General features: G+C 66.4%; 13 protein-coding genes. 7 read left to right on the top strand and 6 right to left on the bottom strand.

From position 1 onward, the window contains the following. Nucleotides 1-17 precede the first annotated feature (17 nt). Genes ACQ4WO_RS13265 through ACQ4WO_RS13245 form a run of 5 tightly spaced genes read right to left on the bottom strand, consistent with a single transcriptional unit; the run spans nucleotide 18 to nucleotide 7,442 of the window. Nucleotides 18-2,162 (bottom strand): Tle1 family T6SS lipase effector, encoded by a 2,145-nt coding sequence (locus ACQ4WO_RS13265; protein ID WP_436481836.1) that lies wholly within the window; start codon nucleotides 2,160-2,162, stop codon nucleotides 18-20. Next, nucleotides 2,159-2,917 (bottom strand): DUF3304 domain-containing protein, encoded by a 759-nt coding sequence (locus ACQ4WO_RS13260; protein ID WP_436481835.1) that lies wholly within the window; start codon nucleotides 2,915-2,917, stop codon nucleotides 2,159-2,161. The genes ACQ4WO_RS13265 and ACQ4WO_RS13260 overlap by 4 nt, the downstream gene beginning before the upstream one ends. Next, nucleotides 2,914-3,729: a DUF4123 domain-containing protein gene (locus ACQ4WO_RS13255; RefSeq protein WP_436481834.1), complete on the bottom strand. Its 816-nt coding sequence runs from the start codon at nucleotides 3,727-3,729 to the stop codon at nucleotides 2,914-2,916. The genes ACQ4WO_RS13260 and ACQ4WO_RS13255 overlap by 4 nt, the downstream gene beginning before the upstream one ends. Before the next feature lie 3 nt (nucleotides 3,730-3,732). Beyond that, nucleotides 3,733-6,645, bottom strand: a complete 2,913-nt coding sequence (locus tag ACQ4WO_RS13250; RefSeq protein ID WP_436481832.1) for a type VI secretion system Vgr family protein — start codon at nucleotides 6,643-6,645, stop codon at nucleotides 3,733-3,735. After that, on the bottom strand, nucleotides 6,642-7,442 hold the full coding sequence (locus ACQ4WO_RS13245; protein WP_436481831.1) for a hypothetical protein: 801 nt from the start codon (nucleotides 7,440-7,442) through the stop codon (nucleotides 6,642-6,644). The genes ACQ4WO_RS13250 and ACQ4WO_RS13245 overlap by 4 nt, the downstream gene beginning before the upstream one ends. A gap of 218 nt (nucleotides 7,443-7,660) precedes the next feature. Here ACQ4WO_RS13245 and ACQ4WO_RS13240 point away from each other — a divergent pair, with 218 nt between their 5' ends. The 7 genes from ACQ4WO_RS13240 to tssA are packed head-to-tail and all read left to right on the top strand — an operon-like array spanning nucleotide 7,661 to nucleotide 16,930. Then, the gene (locus ACQ4WO_RS13240; protein WP_436481830.1) at nucleotides 7,661-8,503 is read left to right on the top strand and encodes a M15 family metallopeptidase; all 843 of its coding nucleotides are present in this window, start codon (nucleotides 7,661-7,663) and stop codon (nucleotides 8,501-8,503) included. An 11-nt stretch (nucleotides 8,504-8,514) separates the two neighbouring features. Next, nucleotides 8,515-8,784 (top strand): PAAR domain-containing protein, encoded by a 270-nt coding sequence (locus tag ACQ4WO_RS13235; protein WP_058047875.1) that lies wholly within the window; start codon nucleotides 8,515-8,517, stop codon nucleotides 8,782-8,784. Between the two features lie 31 nt (nucleotides 8,785-8,815). Further along, complete coding sequence (locus ACQ4WO_RS13230; RefSeq protein WP_436481829.1) at nucleotides 8,816-10,252, top strand: hypothetical protein; 1,437 nt, start codon at nucleotides 8,816-8,818, stop codon at nucleotides 10,250-10,252. Between the two features lie 53 nt (nucleotides 10,253-10,305). Further along, nucleotides 10,306-14,058, top strand: a complete 3,753-nt coding sequence (gene tssM / locus ACQ4WO_RS13225) for a type VI secretion system membrane subunit TssM (RefSeq protein WP_436481828.1) — start codon at nucleotides 10,306-10,308, stop codon at nucleotides 14,056-14,058. Continuing rightward, nucleotides 14,055-15,038 (top strand): type VI secretion system-associated protein TagF, encoded by a 984-nt coding sequence (tagF, locus tag ACQ4WO_RS13220; RefSeq protein WP_139091258.1) that lies wholly within the window; start codon nucleotides 14,055-14,057, stop codon nucleotides 15,036-15,038. The genes tssM and tagF overlap by 4 nt, the downstream gene beginning before the upstream one ends. A 2-nt stretch (nucleotides 15,039-15,040) precedes the next feature. Continuing rightward, nucleotides 15,041-15,850, top strand: coding sequence for an OmpA family protein (locus tag ACQ4WO_RS13215; protein ID WP_436481826.1), 810 nt, complete (start codon nucleotides 15,041-15,043; stop codon nucleotides 15,848-15,850). 48 nt (nucleotides 15,851-15,898) lie between these two features. Then, nucleotides 15,899-16,930 (top strand): type VI secretion system protein TssA, encoded by a 1,032-nt coding sequence (gene tssA, locus ACQ4WO_RS13210; RefSeq protein ID WP_436481825.1) that lies wholly within the window; start codon nucleotides 15,899-15,901, stop codon nucleotides 16,928-16,930. A 13-nt stretch (nucleotides 16,931-16,943) separates the two neighbouring features. Here tssA and tssH read toward each other — a convergent pair whose 3' ends face one another. After that, complete coding sequence (gene tssH / locus ACQ4WO_RS13205) at nucleotides 16,944-19,604, bottom strand: type VI secretion system ATPase TssH (RefSeq protein WP_436481823.1); 2,661 nt, start codon at nucleotides 19,602-19,604, stop codon at nucleotides 16,944-16,946. Between the last annotated feature and the right edge of the window lie 30 nt (nucleotides 19,605-19,634).

The following is a 19,634-nucleotide window of genomic DNA, read 5'->3' as shown; positions in this document are numbered from 1 at the left end:
CCGGGGGCCGGACGCCGTCAGGCAACGGCCTCTTCCGTCGGCTGGCGATTGCTCGATATCAGCACGCTGTCGTAGCCGCTGTACACCTTGCGGTAGCGCAAATATCCGGCCTTGCCGGACAGGCCATAGCTGGCCCAGCTTGAATCGAACGGTTCGCGCCCTTCCGTCTTCATGCGCGGGATCTTGCCTGTGCGTTCGAACTCCTCCGCCGCCTTGCGCTCTGCATCGTCGAGGCCATCTTTTATCGGCGTAAATTGTTGCAGACCGGTAGTCGACTTCATGCCATAGGTGCGCGCCATCATCTTTTGCCGCTCTTCGTGGTCTTTTGCTTCGCGAATATTGTACTGTTGCACCCTTTTCCGCTTTGCATTCATGGCTTTCAGCTTCTCGATCAGAGCGCCTTCATTGTCTGGATTACCGGGAATCAGCTTGAACCACGCGCGCGAATCGTGCACATAATTGTCAAAGAAATTGAGCGTCTCCGCACCAAGCGGCGGCGCGCTGTTCCACCACGTCGCGATCTCTTCCCATTCATTGTCGTGGTCATTGTCAAAACCAGGTTCCTGTGCCTGCGGCTTGAAACCCTTGCCTTTCTCTGCCATCCATTTTTCGAACACCTGGATTTCCTGCTCAAATTCCTGGTTGGCGCTGTGCAAATCGTTCTTGTCGAAATTGGAAGCGCGGCCAAAGCTGGCCGTCGATTCCAGCGGTGTTTTGCTGGTGAGCCGCCGCGACCTGTGCCATAAAATATGATTCTTGCCCTGTTCACGCATGATGGCCGTCAAGGTGCCCGTCTTGACCTTGCATGTGGCGAGATAGGCGTTCAATGCCGTGATCGTCTCGGGCGCGACCTTGAAGCGCTCCTTGGCAACGTCATTGGCAAATTCCAGCTTCAGTGGCACGCCTGCCAGCCTGGCCGCACGGTACATATAGATCAGCGGTATGCGCGACAGCATGTCGCCCCCCATGCCGTCCAGTCCACGGCCCTGTTCGCCGGGCATATAGCCACAGCCGAGATCGGAGTGCACGCCAGGGACGACCACTTCATCGCAATTGGGCGGCAGCACCTGTTTGACGGAGATCGAATCGAGCGGAAAGCTGCGCCGCAATTCATGCGCGGCGACAAGATGCAAGCATGGTATGCCCTGGGGAATACGCAGGCTGTCATCCGTATCGGCCCAGCCGCCATGGCCATCGAACATCTTGCCCATCAGGCTGTTACCCAAGGTATTGCCGAGTCCGACGGACGCCACCGTATCAAACAAGCCGAGGAAGTTGAATGCCACCTCGAAACCGCCGAGTGTCATCACGCCCTCTTTCTTGCACATGCGGGCATCGAGCGTGCACATCGACATGAGCCAGTTGAGAAAAGCCCGCGCCTGCGTGGCGCCGCGCGAAAAACCAAAAATGGAGATGAAGATTTTCTTTACCGTTGCCGGGTCTTTTTGCCTGGCATTGCCGTATTTGTCGGGCATGTGGACGGCAATTGCCGCATGCAGGCGCCTGAGGATTTTTTCAAATTCAAGACGCGTCTTTTCATTTTGCTCGTCATTCGGCATTTCCGCTTCAAACCGGCGGCGTGGCTGCATCAGCCGCCGCCGTGCCCTGTCGAGCACGATTCTATTCAGGATCGACCTTGTTTCGTCAGGCGATAGCAATGGCTTTTTCAAAAAATAGCGGTGTACATTATTAATTGCCTGCAGCAGCGCCCACATAATACGGCCCTCGCCGCCATACCCGGCAGCGGCGCCCCGGGTCAGTTGCAGGCCGCTGCCGCTATCGCCGATCTGCTCGAACGGCGAAGCCACGCCAGGAATATACACCTTGAAGAAATGCGAATACGCCTCCTTTTCGTGTTTCCAATCGGTAACAACAGGCAGCACTGTCGGCGTGCTCAGGCCGGGAAAACAATCATATAACCGGGCGACATTCGAGTGATTCTTCGTGGCATCAGCCTGAATATAGTTATTTTTTGTGCCGTCAAAGAAAAAACCAAAAAACAGGTTGGTCTTGCAGGTTGCGCAGGGAGGGCTGGCGGCAGACTTCTCGATAGCCTCCGTCGTCTTGCGTATTTTTCTCGCATCAAGGTCAGAAAAAAAGGTAGCGAAATCAGCAGCCTTGGAAAACTCCGCCGGGACGGGCTCAATCAATCTGAAACTCATGGGCGTTCCTTTTTTAACTGTTCCAATTTGCTTCGGCTCCCCGCCAGCAAACGGGCATAGTCCGCGCGCAAATACGCATGAAAGCGCGCATCGCCGGGGCCCGTAAACTCGCCGAGCGCCTTCGGGTCCGATTTGCGTTCGGATTCCCATACTTCCCTGGCATGCTTGAGCGGCGCCAGCCGCATCTGTTCCAGCAGCTTTTCCCACAACGTAATATCGCCCGTCGCATCATCGATATACAAATCCCATCGTTTGCGCTGATACTCGAGCGACGGCACCGGCCACCCCTTGATTTTCCCCGGCCAGCTGGCGTGGTCGGGCTGGTAATCGCTGGTAACGATGCTCAGCTTCCCATCGGCGTCGCGCAGCACCCACAGCTCGCCCGGCTTGCCATCGGCATACGCGGGTACTTCGAGCAACTGCGTCTGCTGTACTTCCGGCAAGCTGCCATCGGCCTTCCTGGGCAGCCAGTGGGTGGCGTCGACCCGCACCTGGATGCCCGAGCGCCAGCGCCGGGGCAAGTCGTAGCAGCACAGGGTGCCGCCGGCGGCGTACGGGTCGATCAGCTCGCTGCCGCCCCTGTTCGCCTCGTTCTTTGGATCAACGATGACGTAACTGAAGACCTCGCCGCTGTAATTGACGCCGTGTATGCTGACGGGCACGTCCTTGTCGGCGCAGGCGCTCAGCATGGGCAGCAACAGCACGCCCATTGTCAACGCGCGCAAGCCCCTGCTGGCCGATGCGCGAACGCTCATCGTGCTTCCCCCTGCTCTTGCAGGCTGGCTTGCTGGTACGGCACGGCTTCGGCCGATGCGCCACGCCGCAGCCAGCGCTCGCACCAGTCGGCCTTGTCATAGGTATCGAGCGGCTCGTCCTCGATGGCGGCCAACGCTTGCGCCACGCGAAGGTAGGCGCCATGGCGGTCCTGGCTGTGGTCATGGCCGCGCTCGTAAAGCACGGCGAGTATTTCATCGGTTTCACTGTCACTGACCAGGCTGGCAAACTGCTGTTCGCTCAGCACCACCGGGCGTTCGGCATGCGCGCTGTCCTGCCGCAGCACGGGCAATTGCCGCCAATGGCCGTCGCGGGCGATGTACGACCAGCTGAAGGCAGGCCCCGCCAGTTGGGCCTGCTGTTCCCGTGTCAGCGCGGCATGGATGGCGGGCAACCGGCGCGTATCGGGAAAGCGGAAATTGAAGCGCTGTCCATCGGCCTCGACGATGCACCAGGCAGCCAGCCGCGAAGCCAGTTCCGCCTGGCTTTCGCGCGTGGCGATGGCGCTCAGCATGGGCCAGCCGCTGCAGCGCGCCAGCCACGGCGCCTCAAAGGCCACAGAGAAAGCGGCGGAGTAAGCCAGCAGCAGCGGCGACACATCGCGCGTGGCATCGGTGCACCCGGGCAGCGCCTCGAACAGCAGCGAAGGCGACAATGCTGCCAGATTCCGGCGCAGTCCCGGCAGGAAAACCCCGTCGAGCAAGAGATACAGCCGCGCCTGCCGCTGCGTGGCCTCGCGCGCCAAGGTATCGAGATGTGCCTGCCAGCCGTCGGCATAAGGGGCGATCAGCATCGTCTATCCTGCCATGGTAAAGGCGGAGCCGGCCATCAATGACTTCTTCAGGCACTCCACGCAGATACTGCTGGGCAAACCGGGCATCGCATATGCCATGCTTTCCGGACCAATAAAACTCTTCTTGCCGGCATGCACCGTGATCTTGCCCGGACACTGCACGGTGATGTTGCCGCCCTCGATCGTGATGTTCGCCCCGCCCGCCGTCGACAGGCGGATGCTTTTGGCCGCCGCCCAGTCGATGTGCGAGGCGGCGCTGACGATATTGACTTCCTCGCGCGCCTGCACGTTGAGCACGTCTGCCTGCGCCTCGAACTCGATGGCCTGTTTGGCGGCGATCAGTTGCAGGCCGGTATTGTTCTCGCCCGCCTTGACGACGCCGGCCAGCGCGCCGATGGCCTGGCCGCTGTGCACGCGCAGCTGGCCGCCGCCGACGAACTGGGTGTCCTGTCCGCTCATCAGGGCAGCCGTTTCGCCATTCGCCAGCTGGATATCCTGGCTGGCCAGCACGCCCAGGCCGGCGCGGGCGGCGATGGCGATGATGGCATCGCTGCTGTGCGGCAGCTTGCCGTCGCCGGGGCTGGTCGGCTTGCCCGCCGCGTCGCGCCGCGCGGCGGCGGTGCTGTCCTGGCTCAGCATGCCGGAAGCGGTGGTGAGAAAGGCTTGCAGGGGCGCCGCCTTTTCGTCCAGTACGCTGGTGTTCGCCTTGGCCGGGCCCAGGTGGCTGGCATATGCGACCGTCTTGTGCGTGACGGCGGCGGCGCTGAAGGTTTCGCCCAGCTTGGCCGCCTGCTTGAGCAGGACCATGCCTGGCGCATTGTCGCCGGCCGGATCGCGCGCCTGCGCGTCGTGGTTGACGAGGTAGCTGGAAATCAAGAGCCCGGCCCCGGCCCGCACGGCGCCGTAATCGTCGGTGCGCAGTTCGGCGCCCAGGCCGCGCAGGCTGCCCCGGTAATTGTCGGCCGCATGGATCAGGTGGCCAAGACTGAGCGCGCTGGCCGCATGGCTGCTCTTGAGCTCGATGCGCCCTTGCTGGTCCGTATCGTCGAACAGCAGCTGGTTATAGCCAGAGCCAGAGCCGGAGCCGGCGGTACCGAATTCCTTGCTGCGGATGCCCCATTGCGCGGCACCGTTGCGGTGGCCGGCGCTGCCGCCGGCCACGCCATGCCAGAGCGGGCTGTTGCCGCCCGCCACGTTACCCTGCGCCGAGGGCGCATGGTCGCGCGCCGGCTCGAACACGCTGGCGTCCGCGGGTTTGTCCGTGACGCCGCCCGGCGTGGGCGCGACGCCGCCCTCGCCTTGCCCGTTGTACAGGGCGCCGACGATGATGGGCCGGTCGATATCGTTTTCCAGGAATTGCACCAGCACTTCCTGGCCGATGCGCGGCAGGAACTGGCTGCCCATGCCGCCGCCGGCCGCGCGCTGCGCCACGCGCACCCAGCAGGTGGCGCTGCCGTCAAGTTGCCAGTGGAAACGGATGCGCACCCGGCCCAGCTTGTCGCAATGGATTTCGCTGCCGCCGCTCGCGCTGGCGCCGCCGTCGGCGCCGACGACGATGGCGCTCTGGCTGCCGCAGGCCGTCGGCTTCCGGTGATGGCGTATATCGTCCGTATCTTGCAGCGGCCGCCATGGCGTGTCGGCCGCGATGGCGTCAAGATGATTGGCATAGCCGCTCTCGACGGCCTGCGCGATCACCTGGGCGAGAGGCGCCACGCCCATCGACGGCGAGGCCAGGCCGGCGAACGCTGTTTGCAAGGTTTCCTGCAACAGTTCCGGGATCGGGCCGAACAGTTCAGCCAGGCCCTGCCTGGCGGGCGCCGGCAAGTTATTCACGCCTACGCTGCACACGCGCAGCACGACCAGCGCCGGCGCCTCGGCACCATCCTGCTGAAGCGGTCCCTGCGTCAAGGTAAAGCGGGTGCCGGCACGCAAGGTGCGCACGGTCGAACGGGCGTGCCAGCGTTCGCCACGCGCTTCGATCGCCTGCATCTGCAGCAAGGCATAGCGTTCGGCCTGGGCCGCATCGGCATAGAAATACTGGCCTGGCACATCATAGCTTTCCAGCGCGGGCGCGTTTTTCCCGCCCGGCGCCAGCCGCGTCGGCACGCTGGCGCTGACGGCTTTCTTGGCTTTGTAGTCGTAACTGAGCACTGTCGCCACCGCCGTGCACAAGGCGCGTGCCCGGCCGAGCGCCTGGATGGAGTCGGCCTGTTCCATGGCCCGCGCGCCATGAAATCGGATGCCGCCGCCTTGCGCGCTGCTGGCGTCTTCCGGCACCGCGCTCAAGGCGCTGCTGTCGGCGAACAGTACCAGGCAATGGCCGCCATCGTGTTCTTCGAAACGCCAGGCCAGGCCTTCTTCGCTCAGCAGGCGCGTGACGAAGGCCAGGTCCGACTCGCGGTACTGGCAGCAATAGCTGCGCGGCTGCGCCTCGGCCATAAACGGCCCCGTGTCGCCGCTCCAGCGCCAGTCGGCTTGCGGCGCGTAGGCCTGGAACACGCTGTCGACGATCTCGATCACGCTCTTGTCTTGCCAGACGCGGCTGTTGCGTACCTGGCTCAACAGCCATAGCCACGGCGTCAGGCGCAGCCGGAAACGGGCCAGTCCGCCGTCGCTGCCCAGCATCGCCGCTTCACTGATATAGCCGCTGAAGACGGCACGGCTGCCGTCGGCCAGGCTGGCGTGCAGCGCGGCCGGCTTGCCCAGCAGCGGCGCCAGCGCCACATTGGCATCTGTCGACAGCACGATGATGTCGCGCACGCCCACCGCCTGCAACTGCTCGTCGGCGGCAAACGCTTCCACCAGCCACTGTGCCGTCCCGCCCTCGCCGCCGTCCAGCGACAGCTCGTACAGCCGCGTCACGCTGCTGAAACCAGCCAGCGAGGCGTTGACCTGATCGACGCTTGCGGCACTCATTTCCCGCCTTTCGCGGCAGCTTGCCCGGCCTGGCATTGCGCGTTGTCGCCATGGCCCTGGCAGGCACGCGCGTGGCACGCCACGGCGGCGTCGCGCTTGAGCGCAGCGCATTGCCGCAACTGGGCCCGCAGGCCCGCAGCGGTTTTCTTTGGCGCCGGCGCGGCCTGCGCATGGGCCAGCAGGGCCGACAGCAAGGCGATATCGCTGTCTTCCGCACGGCGGGCGGGCGTTGCCGCAGGCACTTTCGCCGGCGTTTTTTTGGCTGCGGGGCGAGCCGCCCTGGCCACCTGTTTCGCCGCAGCGGCCAGTGGGGATGGCGTTTCCAGCGCCTTGCTCAGCACATCGCCGGGGTGCGCGGCACTCGCGTTACTGGCAGCGGCAGTGGCGACAGTGGCGGCCGCGCCGGCATCGAGCATGTCGCTCAGGCTCTGCTGCGGTACGGTGGCGCCGGACGGCGCCTCGTCACGGATGCTGGCGGCCGCCGGCGGCGCTTCCACGGCGGCGGGCGCGGTGGTGGCGACGGGCAGGGAAACAGGCGCCGCCAGCCCATCGTCGTCCCCGGTCCGTTCTCCACGCTGTCCCAGCCAGACGCCGGCGGCCAGTAACAGCAGCAGCGCGGCCCCCGCTCCCATGCCCTTGCGCAGGGACAGCCCGCCACGCCTGCTCCTGGCGGACGAGCCGGTATTGCCACCCTCGAGCGTGGTCAGGATGCGGTTACGGTCGGCCTCCGCCTGCTGCGCCTGCGTCAACAGGCTGGGCCGGGCCGGGAGCCGGGGGCTATCGTCATGAGTTCGCAAAATGTGCGCTCCTGTAATATTTGCAAGACTTTACGCTATTCAACAAAATCATGACGCGTGCCATAAAATCAACAGTGCGCCCCCCCCGCACAATTGAAAAACGCCCGCCTTAATTATCAGTTTTGTAAGATATACTTCCAGGCAATATCCATCTCTTCCCTGTTTTCGCCCGATGGACAGCACCGTTCCGCAGCCAAACATTTTTGATTGAGGTTAGCGTGTTCCTACTCGCGGTAGCGCTGTATTTCATCCTGGCATGCCTGATCAGCTGGCTGGTCCTGTTCCCTGCCGGGCGCGATTTCGTGCTGCACGCCGTCGATGGCGCGGAGCAGCGCCTCGCCGCCTGCCTGCAGCGCGTGGCCAGGCGCCGGCAGACGGGCATGGCCAGCCTGGGACAGCGCATCGCCACGCTGCTGGCCCGCACTGCCGGCCTGCTGCGCCGTCATTACCTGCTGTGTCTCGCGGGCGTGGCCGCGATCAGCCTGCCGACCCTGCTGGCCCTGATGGCCGACAGCAAATCCATGCTGGGCGCCTACGATGTATCGACGCGTGAAATGAATACGCAGGTGGCCAGCCTGCTGCAGGGCGAACAGCTGGTGCCCCCCGTCGACCTGCCGCCGCTCGTGTTTGCCACGGAAGAAGTGCGCCAGGAGCGCCCGCTGCTGGTATCGGCCAGCCGCAACTGGACCTTGCTGAATGTGGAATACGCGCAGCGCCTACTGCTGGTCTTCAAGATCATGAAGGAAAAACATGGCTACGAGATGGCGCTGCTGGAAGGCTACCGCAGCCCCGAGCGGCAAACCATGTTGGCGGGCATGGGGCCCAACGTCAGCAACGCGGCCGCCTTTCAAAGCTGGCACCAGTACGGCCTGGCGGCCGACTGCGCCTTCCTGCGCAATGGCAGGCTGATCATTTCCGAGAAGGACCCGTGGGCCATGCGCGGCTACCAGCTGTATGGCGAAGTGGCCGAATCGGTCGGCATGACGTGGGGCGGACGCTGGAAAATGATGGATTTCGGGCATACCGAGCTGCGCCTGCCCGGCGTAATGAAAAAACACTGAGAGGAGCGCATATGGCCGGTCCCGTAATCAGATTGGGCGACAAGACATCGCATGGCGGCACCGTGCTGGAAGCATCGGCGGTGAGCGACAGCGGCGGCATCGGCATGGCCCGGGTCGGCGACAAGGTAGCGTGTCCCCTGCCCGGCCATGGCGTCTGCCCCATCGTCAGCGGCGACCCCAGCCTCATCGTCGATGGCAAGCCCGTGGCGCGCCACGGCGACAAAACCAGCTGCGGCGCACTGCTGATCGCCAGCCAGCAAGCCACCACCGACCAGGCATGACGGCCCTGCCCGTATGCGGAGTAGCCCGCTGATGCGCCCCTGGCTGCGGCGCTGCCTGCTGACCGTGTCCGTCTTTGCGCTATGCTGGACGGGCGCCATCGCGTATTGGCGCGACAGCACGCGCATGCCTGCGCCGGGCGAGCTGGCCGGCGCCATGCTGGCGCTGCCGCTGGCCCTGCTGTTGATGCTGTGGCTGGGTAAAAAGCTGCTGGCCAGGATGCTGGCCGGACCCGCGCTAGCCGCGGCGCCGGGTCTTGCCGCCCCGCTCCAGGCCGAGGCGGCTGCCCCGCCCGCGAAACCGGCGCCGCTGCATATCGTGGCCGCCACCCTGCGCATGCCGGGCGGCGCCACGCCGGCGCAGTTGCTGGCCGCCATGCGCTCCCGGCAAACCCGCCCCGCGCTCGACGGGCAGCTCGTCGATGAAGACGGCTATCCGCTGCTGTGCGGCAGGGTGGACGGCATCGACGAAGAGGCGCAGCAGCCATTGCTGGCCGCTTGGCTGCGCGAACATCCGCAGACCGGCCTGGCCAGCGAACCGTTCCCATTCAACCCGGAAGACCTGCGCGCGCTGGCCCTGGGCGCCCAGGTGCTGGCCGAACTGCTGGACGAAGCGCTGCAGCATGCGCTGGCGGCAGGCGCACCGGCCTCGCTGGCCAGCGCGCTGCCCACGCTGCGGCTGCACCTGCTGATGCCGGCCGCTTGGAGCGCCGCCCAGCGCCAGGCCGGCGACGCCTGGCTGCGCCACCTGGCGCGCGAACAGGGCTGGCCGGCGCAGAAATTGCTGCCGGCCACCGGGCCAGCCACCGGGCAGCTGGCGCCGTTTGCGCTGTTGAATGCGCTTGCCGGAGACGCGCCACCGCAGCCGCCCTGCCTGTCCATCGTGCTGGCCTGCGACTCCTGCATAGGCGAGCTGCGCGTGCATGCACTGGCAAGCCAGGGTCAGCTGTTCAGCGCCGCTCAGGCGAACGGACAGATCCCCGGCGAAGGCGCGGCCGGCCTGCTGCTGGCCGGCCCTGGCGCAACGGCGCCGCTGGACGAGCCGGCGCCAGTGCTGCTGCACCGCGCCGCCACGGGCGAACTGCCGCAAGGCCCCAGCCGGCGCGGCGAAACGGACAAGAACCTGCTGGCGGACCTGGGCCGGCAGGCGCTGGCCGCGGCAGGCGACGATGCGGCGGCCGGCATCGTGCTGGTCAGTGCCGATACCGACCAGCGCGCCCCCCGCATGCTCGAACTGATGCAATGCGCCGGCGCCCTCTTGCCCCAGCTGGACCTGGGCGAACAGGTGCTGGGCGTCGGCGCCGCATGCGGCCAGTGCGGCGCCGTCACGACACTGGCCGCATTGGCCATGGCGCGGCAAGCGGCGGCCGACGATGGCGCGCAAGTCTTATGTCTCAGCAACCTCGATCCACTCCAGCGCGGCGCCCTCGTCATTGGTCCGCCCGCGGAAAGCAGTCACAGCACCACCTGATACGGCGACGTCCCCTCCACGCACATTAACGGTTTGCACACTATAAAATTATGATGCAACGATTCTGGCACTCCCTGACCTCACGCACCAGCCTCATCATCCTCGGCATCGCGGCCGCCGTCCTGCTGCTGTTCGCCTGCGCCGTCATTTTCGACTGGCCGGCCGCCCGGCTGCTGCCCTTGCTGGCTGCGGCGGCGCTGCTGGGCGCCATCGTGTGGTGGCTGCGACGCCGCCGGCGCCGGCGCGAGGGCGCCAGCTTCAACAGCATGCTCGAACAGCAGGCGGCCGGCGCCACGCCCAAGGCCGGCCCGGTGCAGCGCGAGGAAACCGAAGCCATCCGCAAGCGCATGCTGGAAGCGATCAATACCATCAAGACATCGCGCCTGGGCCAGCTGTCGGGCGATGCGGCGCTGTATGAACTGCCCTGGTATATGATCATCGGCAATCCCGCCGCCGGCAAGAGCACAGCGATCGCCAATTCGGGCCTGCAGTTTCCTTTTGTCGACAGCAAGATCGTGCAAGGCATGGGCGGCACCCGCAACTGCGACTGGTTTTTCACCACCGACGGCATCCTGCTCGACACGGCCGGGCGCTACGCCATCAGCGATGAAGACCGCGCCGAGTGGTTCGGCTTCCTCGCCCTGCTGAAAAAACACCGCAAGCGCGCGCCGATCAACGGCATCATCATCGCCGTCAGCATTGCCGAGCTGACCGGCAGCAAGCCCGAATTCGCCATCGAACTGGCCAAGAACCTGCGCCAGCGCGTACAGGAACTGACGGAGAAGCTGGAAGTCCATGCGCCCGTGTACGTGGTATTCACCAAGGCCGACCTGATCACCGGCTTCAGCGAATTTTTCCACGATGCCGAGCGCAGCGAACGCGACAAGGTCTGGGGCGCCACCCTGCCCTACAGCGTCAACAGCTCCAAGCAGGACGTGCTGGAGCAGTTCGACCAGCGCTTCGACGAGCTGTACGATGGCCTGAAGGACCTCAGCCTGGCCAACATGTCGCTGCTGGGACGCGAGCGCATGCCGCCCGGCGTCTTCACCTTCCCGCTGGAATTCAGTTCCGTGAAGGGGCCGCTGCGCGCGTTCATCGCCACGCTGTTCGAGGAAAACCCGTTCCAGTTCAAGCCCGTCTTCCGCGGTTTCTATTTCACCAGCGCCCTGCAGGAAGGCGCTTCCGTCTCCGCCTCGTCGGAACGGGTGGCGCAGCGCTTCGACCTCAAGCCGCAGCAGCAGGAACACAGGACGGTCCAGATGCAGGACCAGCACGGCTACTTCCTGCTGAACCTGTTTCGCAAGGTGATCTTCGCCGACAGGGAGCTGGTGGCGCAATACGCCAGTCCACGCAAGACGCGCTTGCGCTATGCCACGTTTTTCACCGCCATCGCGCTGGCCGGCCTGGCGCTGGGCGGCTGGAGCTGGTCCTACCTGGCCAATCGCCAGTTGGCGGCCAATGTCCAGGCCGACCTGGAGCAGGCCATCAAGGTGCAGGACAAGCGCCTGGACCTGCAGTCGCGCTTCCAGGCCCTGGAAATCCTGCAGGACCGCATCGAGCAGCTGGAATCGTACCGCAGCAAGCGGCCGCTGGCGCTCAGCCTGGGCCTGTACCAGGGTGACTTGCTGGAACGCAAACTGCGCGAAGAGTATTTTTCCGGCCTCAAGGAAGTCATGCTCGCGCCGGTGGCGCAGTCGCTGGAATCGTTCCTCGCGGAAGTAAACGCGGGCGCCGACCGGTTGCAGCCGCTGGCGGCAGCGCCGGCCGGCACGACGGCCGACGCCACAGTCATCCCGGCGGCCAGCACCACAGGCCAGCCCTTCAAGGATGCCGCGCCGACGAACGTGGAGGATGCCTACAATGCCCTGAAAACCTATTTGATGCTGGGCGACAAGTCGCGCGCCGAGGCCGGTCACCTGAACGACCAGCTGACCCGCTACTGGCGCGGCTGGCTCGACGCCAACCGGGGCAACATGCCGCGCGAACAGATGATCCGCAGCGCCGAGCGCCTGATCTCGTTCTACCTGACGCAGATCGACGACCCGTCCTGGCCGCAGATCGAGAACCAGCGGGCCCTGGCCGACCAGTCGCGCGACAGCCTGCGCCGCGTGGTGCGCGGCATGCCGGCGCGCGACCGCGTGTATGCTGACGTGAAGGCGCGCGCCGCCACGCGCTTCCCGTCGATGACGGTGGCGCGCATCGTCGGCGAGCAGGACAAGGAACTGGTGCTGGGCAGCTACGCCATCCCCGGCACCTTCACGCGCGACGCCTGGGAAAAATACATCCAGCAGGCGTTCCAGGAAGCGGCCAACCGCGAACTGCAAAGCGCCGACTGGGTGCTCAAGACGGCGTCGAAGGATGACCTGACCCTGGAAGGCAGCCCGGAACAGATCCAGAAGGCGCTGGTGGAACTGTACAAGACCGATTACGCCAGGGAGTGGCAGAAATTCATCCAGGGCGTCAGCATCCGCGAATTGAACGGTTTCGACAATGCGGCGCAGGCGATGAACCGCCTCGGCGATCCGCAAGCCTCGCCCCTCAACAAGCTGATCGAGACGGTGTACCAGGAAACCTCGTGGGACAACCCTTCGCTGCTGGGCCAGGGTTTGCAGCGGGCACAGCGCGGGGCAATGGACTGGTTCCGCGAAACGGTGCTGCGCCAGAAGCCCGCCGCCACGGTGACGGGCCAGGCCGGCGGCGCCATGCCGATGGGCCCTGTCGGCCGCGAATTTTCCGGCGTGGCGCGCCTGGTGGTGGCGCGCGACAAGGAAGCGTCGCCCATGCGCGGCTACCTGGCGGCCCTGTCGAAGCTGCGCGTGCGCCTCAACCAGATCAAGAACCAGGGCGACACGGGTCCCGGCGCCAAGCAGCTGATGCAGCAGACGCTCGACGGCAGCGGTTCGGAACTGGCCGATGCGCTGAAATACGTGGACGAGCAGATGCTGACCGGCATGAGCGACCAGCAAAAGCAGGCCATCCGCCCGCTGCTGGTGCGCCCGCTGATGCAGACCTTCGCCGTCATCGTCAAGCCCACCGAGACGGAGATCAACAAGGTATGGCTGGCCCAGGTACTCGAACCGTTCCAGAAAACCCTGGCGCCGAAATATCCGTTCGCGCCCGACTCGCGCATCGAGGCGAGCAATGCGGACATCGGCCAGGTATTCGGCCCGGAAGGCGCCATCGCCAAGTTCTTCAACACCACCATCGGCCCGCTGGTCGTGCGGCGCGGCGACGCCATCAGCGCCAGGACCTGGGCCGCGATGGGCATCACCCTGGCGCCGCCGGTGGTGGCCAGCCTGCCCGGCTGGGTCGCGCCGCTCAGCGCCAACGGCGTGGCCACGGCGGCCGGCGCCGCCGAAGCGCAGACGCGCTTCGACCTGCAGGCGCTGAGCGCGCCCGGCGCCACCGAATATACGATCGAGATCGACGGCCAGGCGCTGCGCTGGCGCGGCCAGCCGCAGCCCTGGGTGCACATGGTCTGGCCCAACCCGCAGGGCGTGCCAGGCTCGCGCATCAGCGCCATCACGCCGGAAGGGCGCACCGTGGTGCTGCTGAACGAACCGGGGCATTTCGGCCTGAAGAAGATGATCGATTCGGCCAGGCGCACGCGCAAGGAGGGCGGCGTATTTGAACTGAGCTGGGAAAACAGCGGCGTCACCGTGACGGCCAACCTGAAGATCGTGGCCGCTGCCGCACCGGCGCCCGCCTCCGCCGGCAACCAGGGTTTCCGTGGCCTGAAACTGCCGGAATCGGTAGCCATCGGCGCGCCGGAAACGGCCACCGCCATCGCCGGGAACACGCCATGAGCCGCCCTACCGCTACCCAGATCGGCTATTTCGGCAAGATTCCCAGCCGCGGCGACTTCATCAAGCATGGCGACAACCCGGCCCTGCTGAAGATGCTCGACGACTGGCTGGCCAACGCCATGGAGCTGATGACGGCCGATGCGCGCTGGAAGCTCACCTACGATGCGCTGCCGCCGCTGCATTTCGCCTTCATCGGCCCGCGCCGCGGCCGCGCCATCGCCGGGCATATCGCCGCCAGCAGCGATGCCTCGTCGCGCCGCTTTCCCTTCCTGATGATGGGCGCCATGGAAGTGGCGCAGCCGGCCGGCTTCGTGCCGACCAGTCCGCTGGTGCTGTCGCGCCTGTGGAACCGCCTCGATGCCATGAGCGCCGAGATGTGCGGCGCGGCGGCCGGCGCCGCGCTGCCGGCCGCCGCCGCGGGCGCCAGCATCGAACTGGACTTGCGCGGCAGCGCCTACGAGGCCGCCTTCGACGACTTCCTCGGCCTGCAGACGGTGGGCGCGCTCGACGCCCTGCTGGCGCCCACGGGTTTTGGCGGTTCCGTGCGCCAGGTGCTGCTGGCCCTGGGCATGCTGCTGCAGCCCGTCATGGCCAGCAGCTCCAGCCGGCTGGAAAAAAGCCTGGAACTGCCGCTGCCGGCCGATCCGCTCTACCGCAACCTGGTGGCGGCCTTCTGGATGCACCTGATCGCCCCGTTCCTGGCGCGCGCCGACTTCGAACTGGCGCTGTTCATCACCCGCATCCGCGGCCGCCATGCGCTGGTGCTGGGTTTTTGCGGCGCCTCGGCGCAAACCCTGCACGCCATCATGGAGCCGCAGGCGGCGCTGGAGCACCATATCGCCTTCGACGACCTGGCCTGGGTCGAGGAACAGGCCGACAGCGACTACGCCATCAAGAAAGCCTCGACCTATCTGGCGCAGGCCAACCTGTCACTCAAATCGGCGCACGACACGTTCCGTGCGGCCTTCATCGGGAGCTGATCATGCACATCCGCCTTGCCCTCCTTCTCGGCCTTGCATGCGCGCTGGCCGGCGCCAATGCGCAAAACGCCGCCGCGCCGGCGGCCGCTGTCTCGGTACCGGCCGCCGCCACGCCGCAACCGGGCCAGGTACTGGCCAGCGGCACGGTGCCGGACGAAGCGGCCAAGGCGGCGGTGCTGGCGCGCCTGCGCGAATTGTATGGCGCCGATAAGGTGGTCGACCAGATCGCCGTCGGCCAGGTCGCGCAGCCGGCAAACTGGAACGCCTATGTGCAAAAGCTGCTGACGGCCGACCTCAAGCAGATCCGCCGCGGCCAGCTGAAGATCGAAGGCAGCGTGGTCAGCGTGCGCGGCGAAGTGGCCAACGAGGCGCAGCGGCAAAAGATCGCCAGCGACTTCGCCACCAGCCTCAATCCCACGTACACCGTCAACAACGGCTTGCGCGTGTCCGCCTCCGAGCAGAACATCCTCGACGGCGCGCTGGCCAACCGCACCATCGAATTCGAGAGCGGCAAGACGACGCTGACGCCGTCGGGCCGCGCCATCCTCGACGAAATGAGCGCGGCGCTGCACAAGCTGGCGGGCCGCAAGGTCGACATCATCGGCCACACCGACAACCTGGGACTGCGCGCCAGCAACCAGAACCTGAGCCAGGCGCGCGCCGAGGCGGTCAAGACCTACCTGGCCGGCAAGGGCATCGACGGCGACCTGCTCAGCGCTTCCGGGCAGGGCCCGGACCGTCCCATCGCCAGCAATGACAGCGCCGACGGCCGCGCGCGCAACCGCCGCATCGAATTTCGCATGGTCCAGTAAGACCGCGCCGCCCCGAGCAAACCATCCGCCCCACTGCCGAGAACACACATGATTTCAGCCGACCAGCTCCTGCTTCCCATCAGCGCCGAACAGCCATGCGGCGTCGACCTGTCCTTCTCCACCGACTTCGACGCCATCGGCCAGGCGCGCAAGTTCGACGACCCCACGCTCGACCAGGGCGAGTGGGTCACCGACCTGAAGGAAGCCGACTGGGCCTTCGTACTGCAGCGCTGCGCCGCCCTGCTGGGGGAAAAGAGCAAGGATTTGCGGCTCGCCGCCTGGCTGGCCGAAGCCAGCGCCAGGCAGGACCATTTGCGCGGACTGGGCGAAGGCTATCGGCTGCTGGCGGGCCTGCTGCGCCAGTACTGGAACCTGGGCCTGTATCCGCAGCCCGATGGCGACGACCACGAGCAGCGCATCGGCAACCTGGGCTGGATCCTGGCGCGCACGCCGTCGCTCGTGCGCGCCATGGCGCTGACGGACAAGCAGTCGGGCGGCTGGTCGACGATCGACTTCGAGACGGCGCGCAAGCGGGCCGCCAGCAACCAGGATGGCGTCAACGGCACCAGGCTGGTGGACATGGAGGCGGCGCGGCGCGGCACGTCGGCGCAGTTCCGCGCCGCTTTTGCGGCCGACGCCCAGTTCTGCCTGGACGCGCTGGCCGAGCTGGAACAGGCCGCCGATAGCCGCCTGGGCAAGGACAGCCCGGGCTTTTCCATGGCGCGCGAAGCGCTGCAAACGATGCAGCTCGCCCTGCCGGCCGCGGCCAGCCCTGCCGCCAGCGTCGCGGCCGCGCCGGTGCCCGCTGGCAGCCAGGCGGCGGTGGCCGCCGTACGGGCGCTGCCGCCGGCGGCGCCAGGCGAGCTGCACAGCCGCGCCCAGGCGCTGGCGCAGCTGCGCCAGGTGGCGCAGTACTTCCGCCAGACGGAGCCGCACAGCCCCGTCTCGTACTTCGCCGACAAGGCCGCCAACGCGGGCGAGCAGAACCTGCACGAATGGCTGCGCGGCGTGGTCAAGGACGGCGCCTCGCTGGCCCACATCGAGGAGCTGCTGGGCATCGCGCCCGGCGGCGGCCACTGAACCGGTTTGGTGCCTATTTGATCGTATACCGGAACTGCCCCTGCTTGCCGGCGCTGGCCTTGATACGGCTGATGCCCTGCCCTTCCGCCATGCGCGCCAGCACGGCTTCGGCGATTTCCGGCAGCAGGCTGCCATTGAGGATATTGTCGACATTGCGCGCGCCCGAATCGACTTCGGTGCAGCGCGCCAGCACCGCCTCGACCAGCGCCTCGTCGTAGATAAACTCGGCCTGGTGATTGGCGGCGATGCGGGCGGCGATGCGGCCCAGCTTCAGGCCGATGATACGGGCCAGCACGTCGTCGCCGATCGGATAATAGGGAATCACCTTCAGGCGCCCCAGGAAAGCGGGCTTGAAGACCTTCAGCAGTTGCGGGCGGATGGCCAGCTCCAGCTGCTCCGGCGTCGGCAGCTGCTCTTGCGGCAAGTTCAGGCACGCCTGCATCATGGTGGCCGACGCCACGTTCGAGGTCAGGATGATGATGGTATTTTTAAAATCGATCTCGCGTCCCTCGGCATCGTCCATCACGCCCTTGTCGAAGACCTGGAAGAACAGCTCCATGACATCGGGATGCGCCTTTTCCACCTCGTCGAGCAGCAGCACGCTGTACGGATTGCGGCGCACCGCCTCGGTCAGCACGCCGCCTTCACCATAGCCGACATAACCGGGCGGCGACCCCTTCAGCCCCGACACGCTGTGGGCTTCCTGGTATTCGCTCATGTTGATGGAAATGAGCTTGCGTTCGCCGCCGTACAGCACGTCGGCCAGCGCCAGCGCCGTTTCCGTCTTGCCGATGCCGGACGGGCCGACGAACAGGAACACGCCTTTCGGCTTGTCGGGGTCGTCCAGGTTGGCGCGCGCCGTGCGCACGCGCTGCGCCACCGCCTCGATCGCGTGGGGCTGGCCCAGCACGCGCTCCTGCAGCAAATCCTTCAGCCGCAGCACGGTCTTGAGTTCATCCTTGACCATCTTGCCCAGCGGGATGCCGGTCCAGCCGGCGACGATTTCCGCCACCACGTGGCCGTCGACCTGCACCGGCACCAGCGGCGTCTCGCCCTGCAGCGACGCCAGTTCGGCCTGCAGCGCCAGCAGCTCGCGCCCCTGGCCCGCGTCGGCCGGCGTGCCGTCCTCGAGCTGGCGGCGGATCGCCTGGATCTGTTCCGACAGCGTCTTTTCGCTGTCCCAGCGCGCGGCCAGCTGCGCGTGCTCCTGCGTGGCGGCGCCGCGTTCGGCGTCGAGCCGCTGCAGCCGCGCGCCATGGCGCGCGCCGCCGCTCTCCTCGCGCGCCAGGGCCGATGCTTCCGCATCGATGCGCTCGCGCCGGCGCGCCACGCTGTCGAGCAGGGCCGGCGTGGCGCTCTGCCCCAGCGCCACCCTGGCGCAGGCCGTATCGAGCACGCTGATGGCCTTGTCCGGCAGCTGGCGGCCCACGATGTAGCGGTGCGACAGGCGCACGGCCTCGGTGATCGCCTCGTCGAAGATGCGCACCTTGAAATGCTGCTCCATCAGCGGCGCCATGCCGCGCAGCATGGCGCACGCCAGCTCTTCGCTCGGTTCCTCGATCTTGACGACCTGGAAGCGGCGCGCCAGCGCGGCATCCTTTTCAAAATATTTTTTGTATTCGCCCCAGGTGGTGGCGGCGATGGTGCGCAGCTCGCCGCGCGCCAGCGCCGGTTTCAGCAGGTTGGCCGCATCGTTCTGGCCGGCGCTGCCGCCGGCTCCGATCATCGTGTGCGCCTCGTCGATGAAGAGAATGATGGCGTGCGCGCTCTTGCCCACTTCGGCGATGACGTTTTTCAGGCGGTTCTCGAACTCGCCCTTGACGCTGGCGCCGGCCTGCAGCAGGCCCATGTCCAGCGTGTGGATCTCCACGCCCTGCAGGATGTCGGGCACGTCGCCCTGCACGATGCGCAAGGCCAGGCCCTCGACCACGGCCGTCTTGCCGACCCCGGCCTCGCCCGTCAGGATGGGATTGTTCTGGCGCCGCCGCATCAGGATGTCGATCGCCTGGCGGATTTCCATGTCGCGCCCGATCACGGGATCGACCTTGCCGGCGCGCGCGCGCGCCGTCAGGTTGACGGTGAACTGGTCCAGTGCCGGCGTTTTCGACGCTGCCGCCGCGCCGGCCAATTCCCCCACGGGATCGCCGCCGGCATCGCTCGCTTCCTCCTGCCCTGCGGCCGCCACGCCGGCTTCCTGCGAGCCCTCGGCCAGCTTGTCGAGCCCGTGCTTGATCTCGTCGAGCTTGAATTCGTGGAACAGCGCCGAGCCCCGGTAAGCCAGCTGCGCCAGTTCCGGCTCGGTCAGCAGCGCCTGCAGCAGATGACCGCTGCGGATGCTCACCTGCCGCCCGGCCCGCAAATCGAGCGAAGCGATCAGCCAGGCATGCTCGAACAGCTTCGGCAAGCGCACGGAAAACACGGGCGTGCGCGTGTTGCCCGTCTGCAGGCGCGCCACTTCGGCGCGCAAATCCGCTTCCAGCATGCTCACGCTGACGCCGCTCCTGCGGGCAATCAGCACGAAATCGCTGCGCGGCTGCTCCAGCAACGCGAGGAAGACGTGCTCCAGGTCGACTTCATACTGCCCCAGGCCGACACAAAGGCTGGCCGCGCGCGTGGCGGCCGTGCGGCAGGTGTCGTTCAACTTGCTGATCAATGTTTTCAGGTTGATGCTCATGGGGCGGCGGTCCTTGTCGGGTGATGGTTG

The sequence above is a fragment of the Janthinobacterium aestuarii genome (assembly GCF_051380835.1).
GTDB lineage: Bacteria > Pseudomonadota > Gammaproteobacteria > Burkholderiales > Burkholderiaceae_D > Janthinobacterium > Janthinobacterium aestuarii.
The sequence above is the reverse complement of the archived record's forward strand: the minus strand, read 5'-3'. Positions and strand labels throughout refer to the sequence as shown.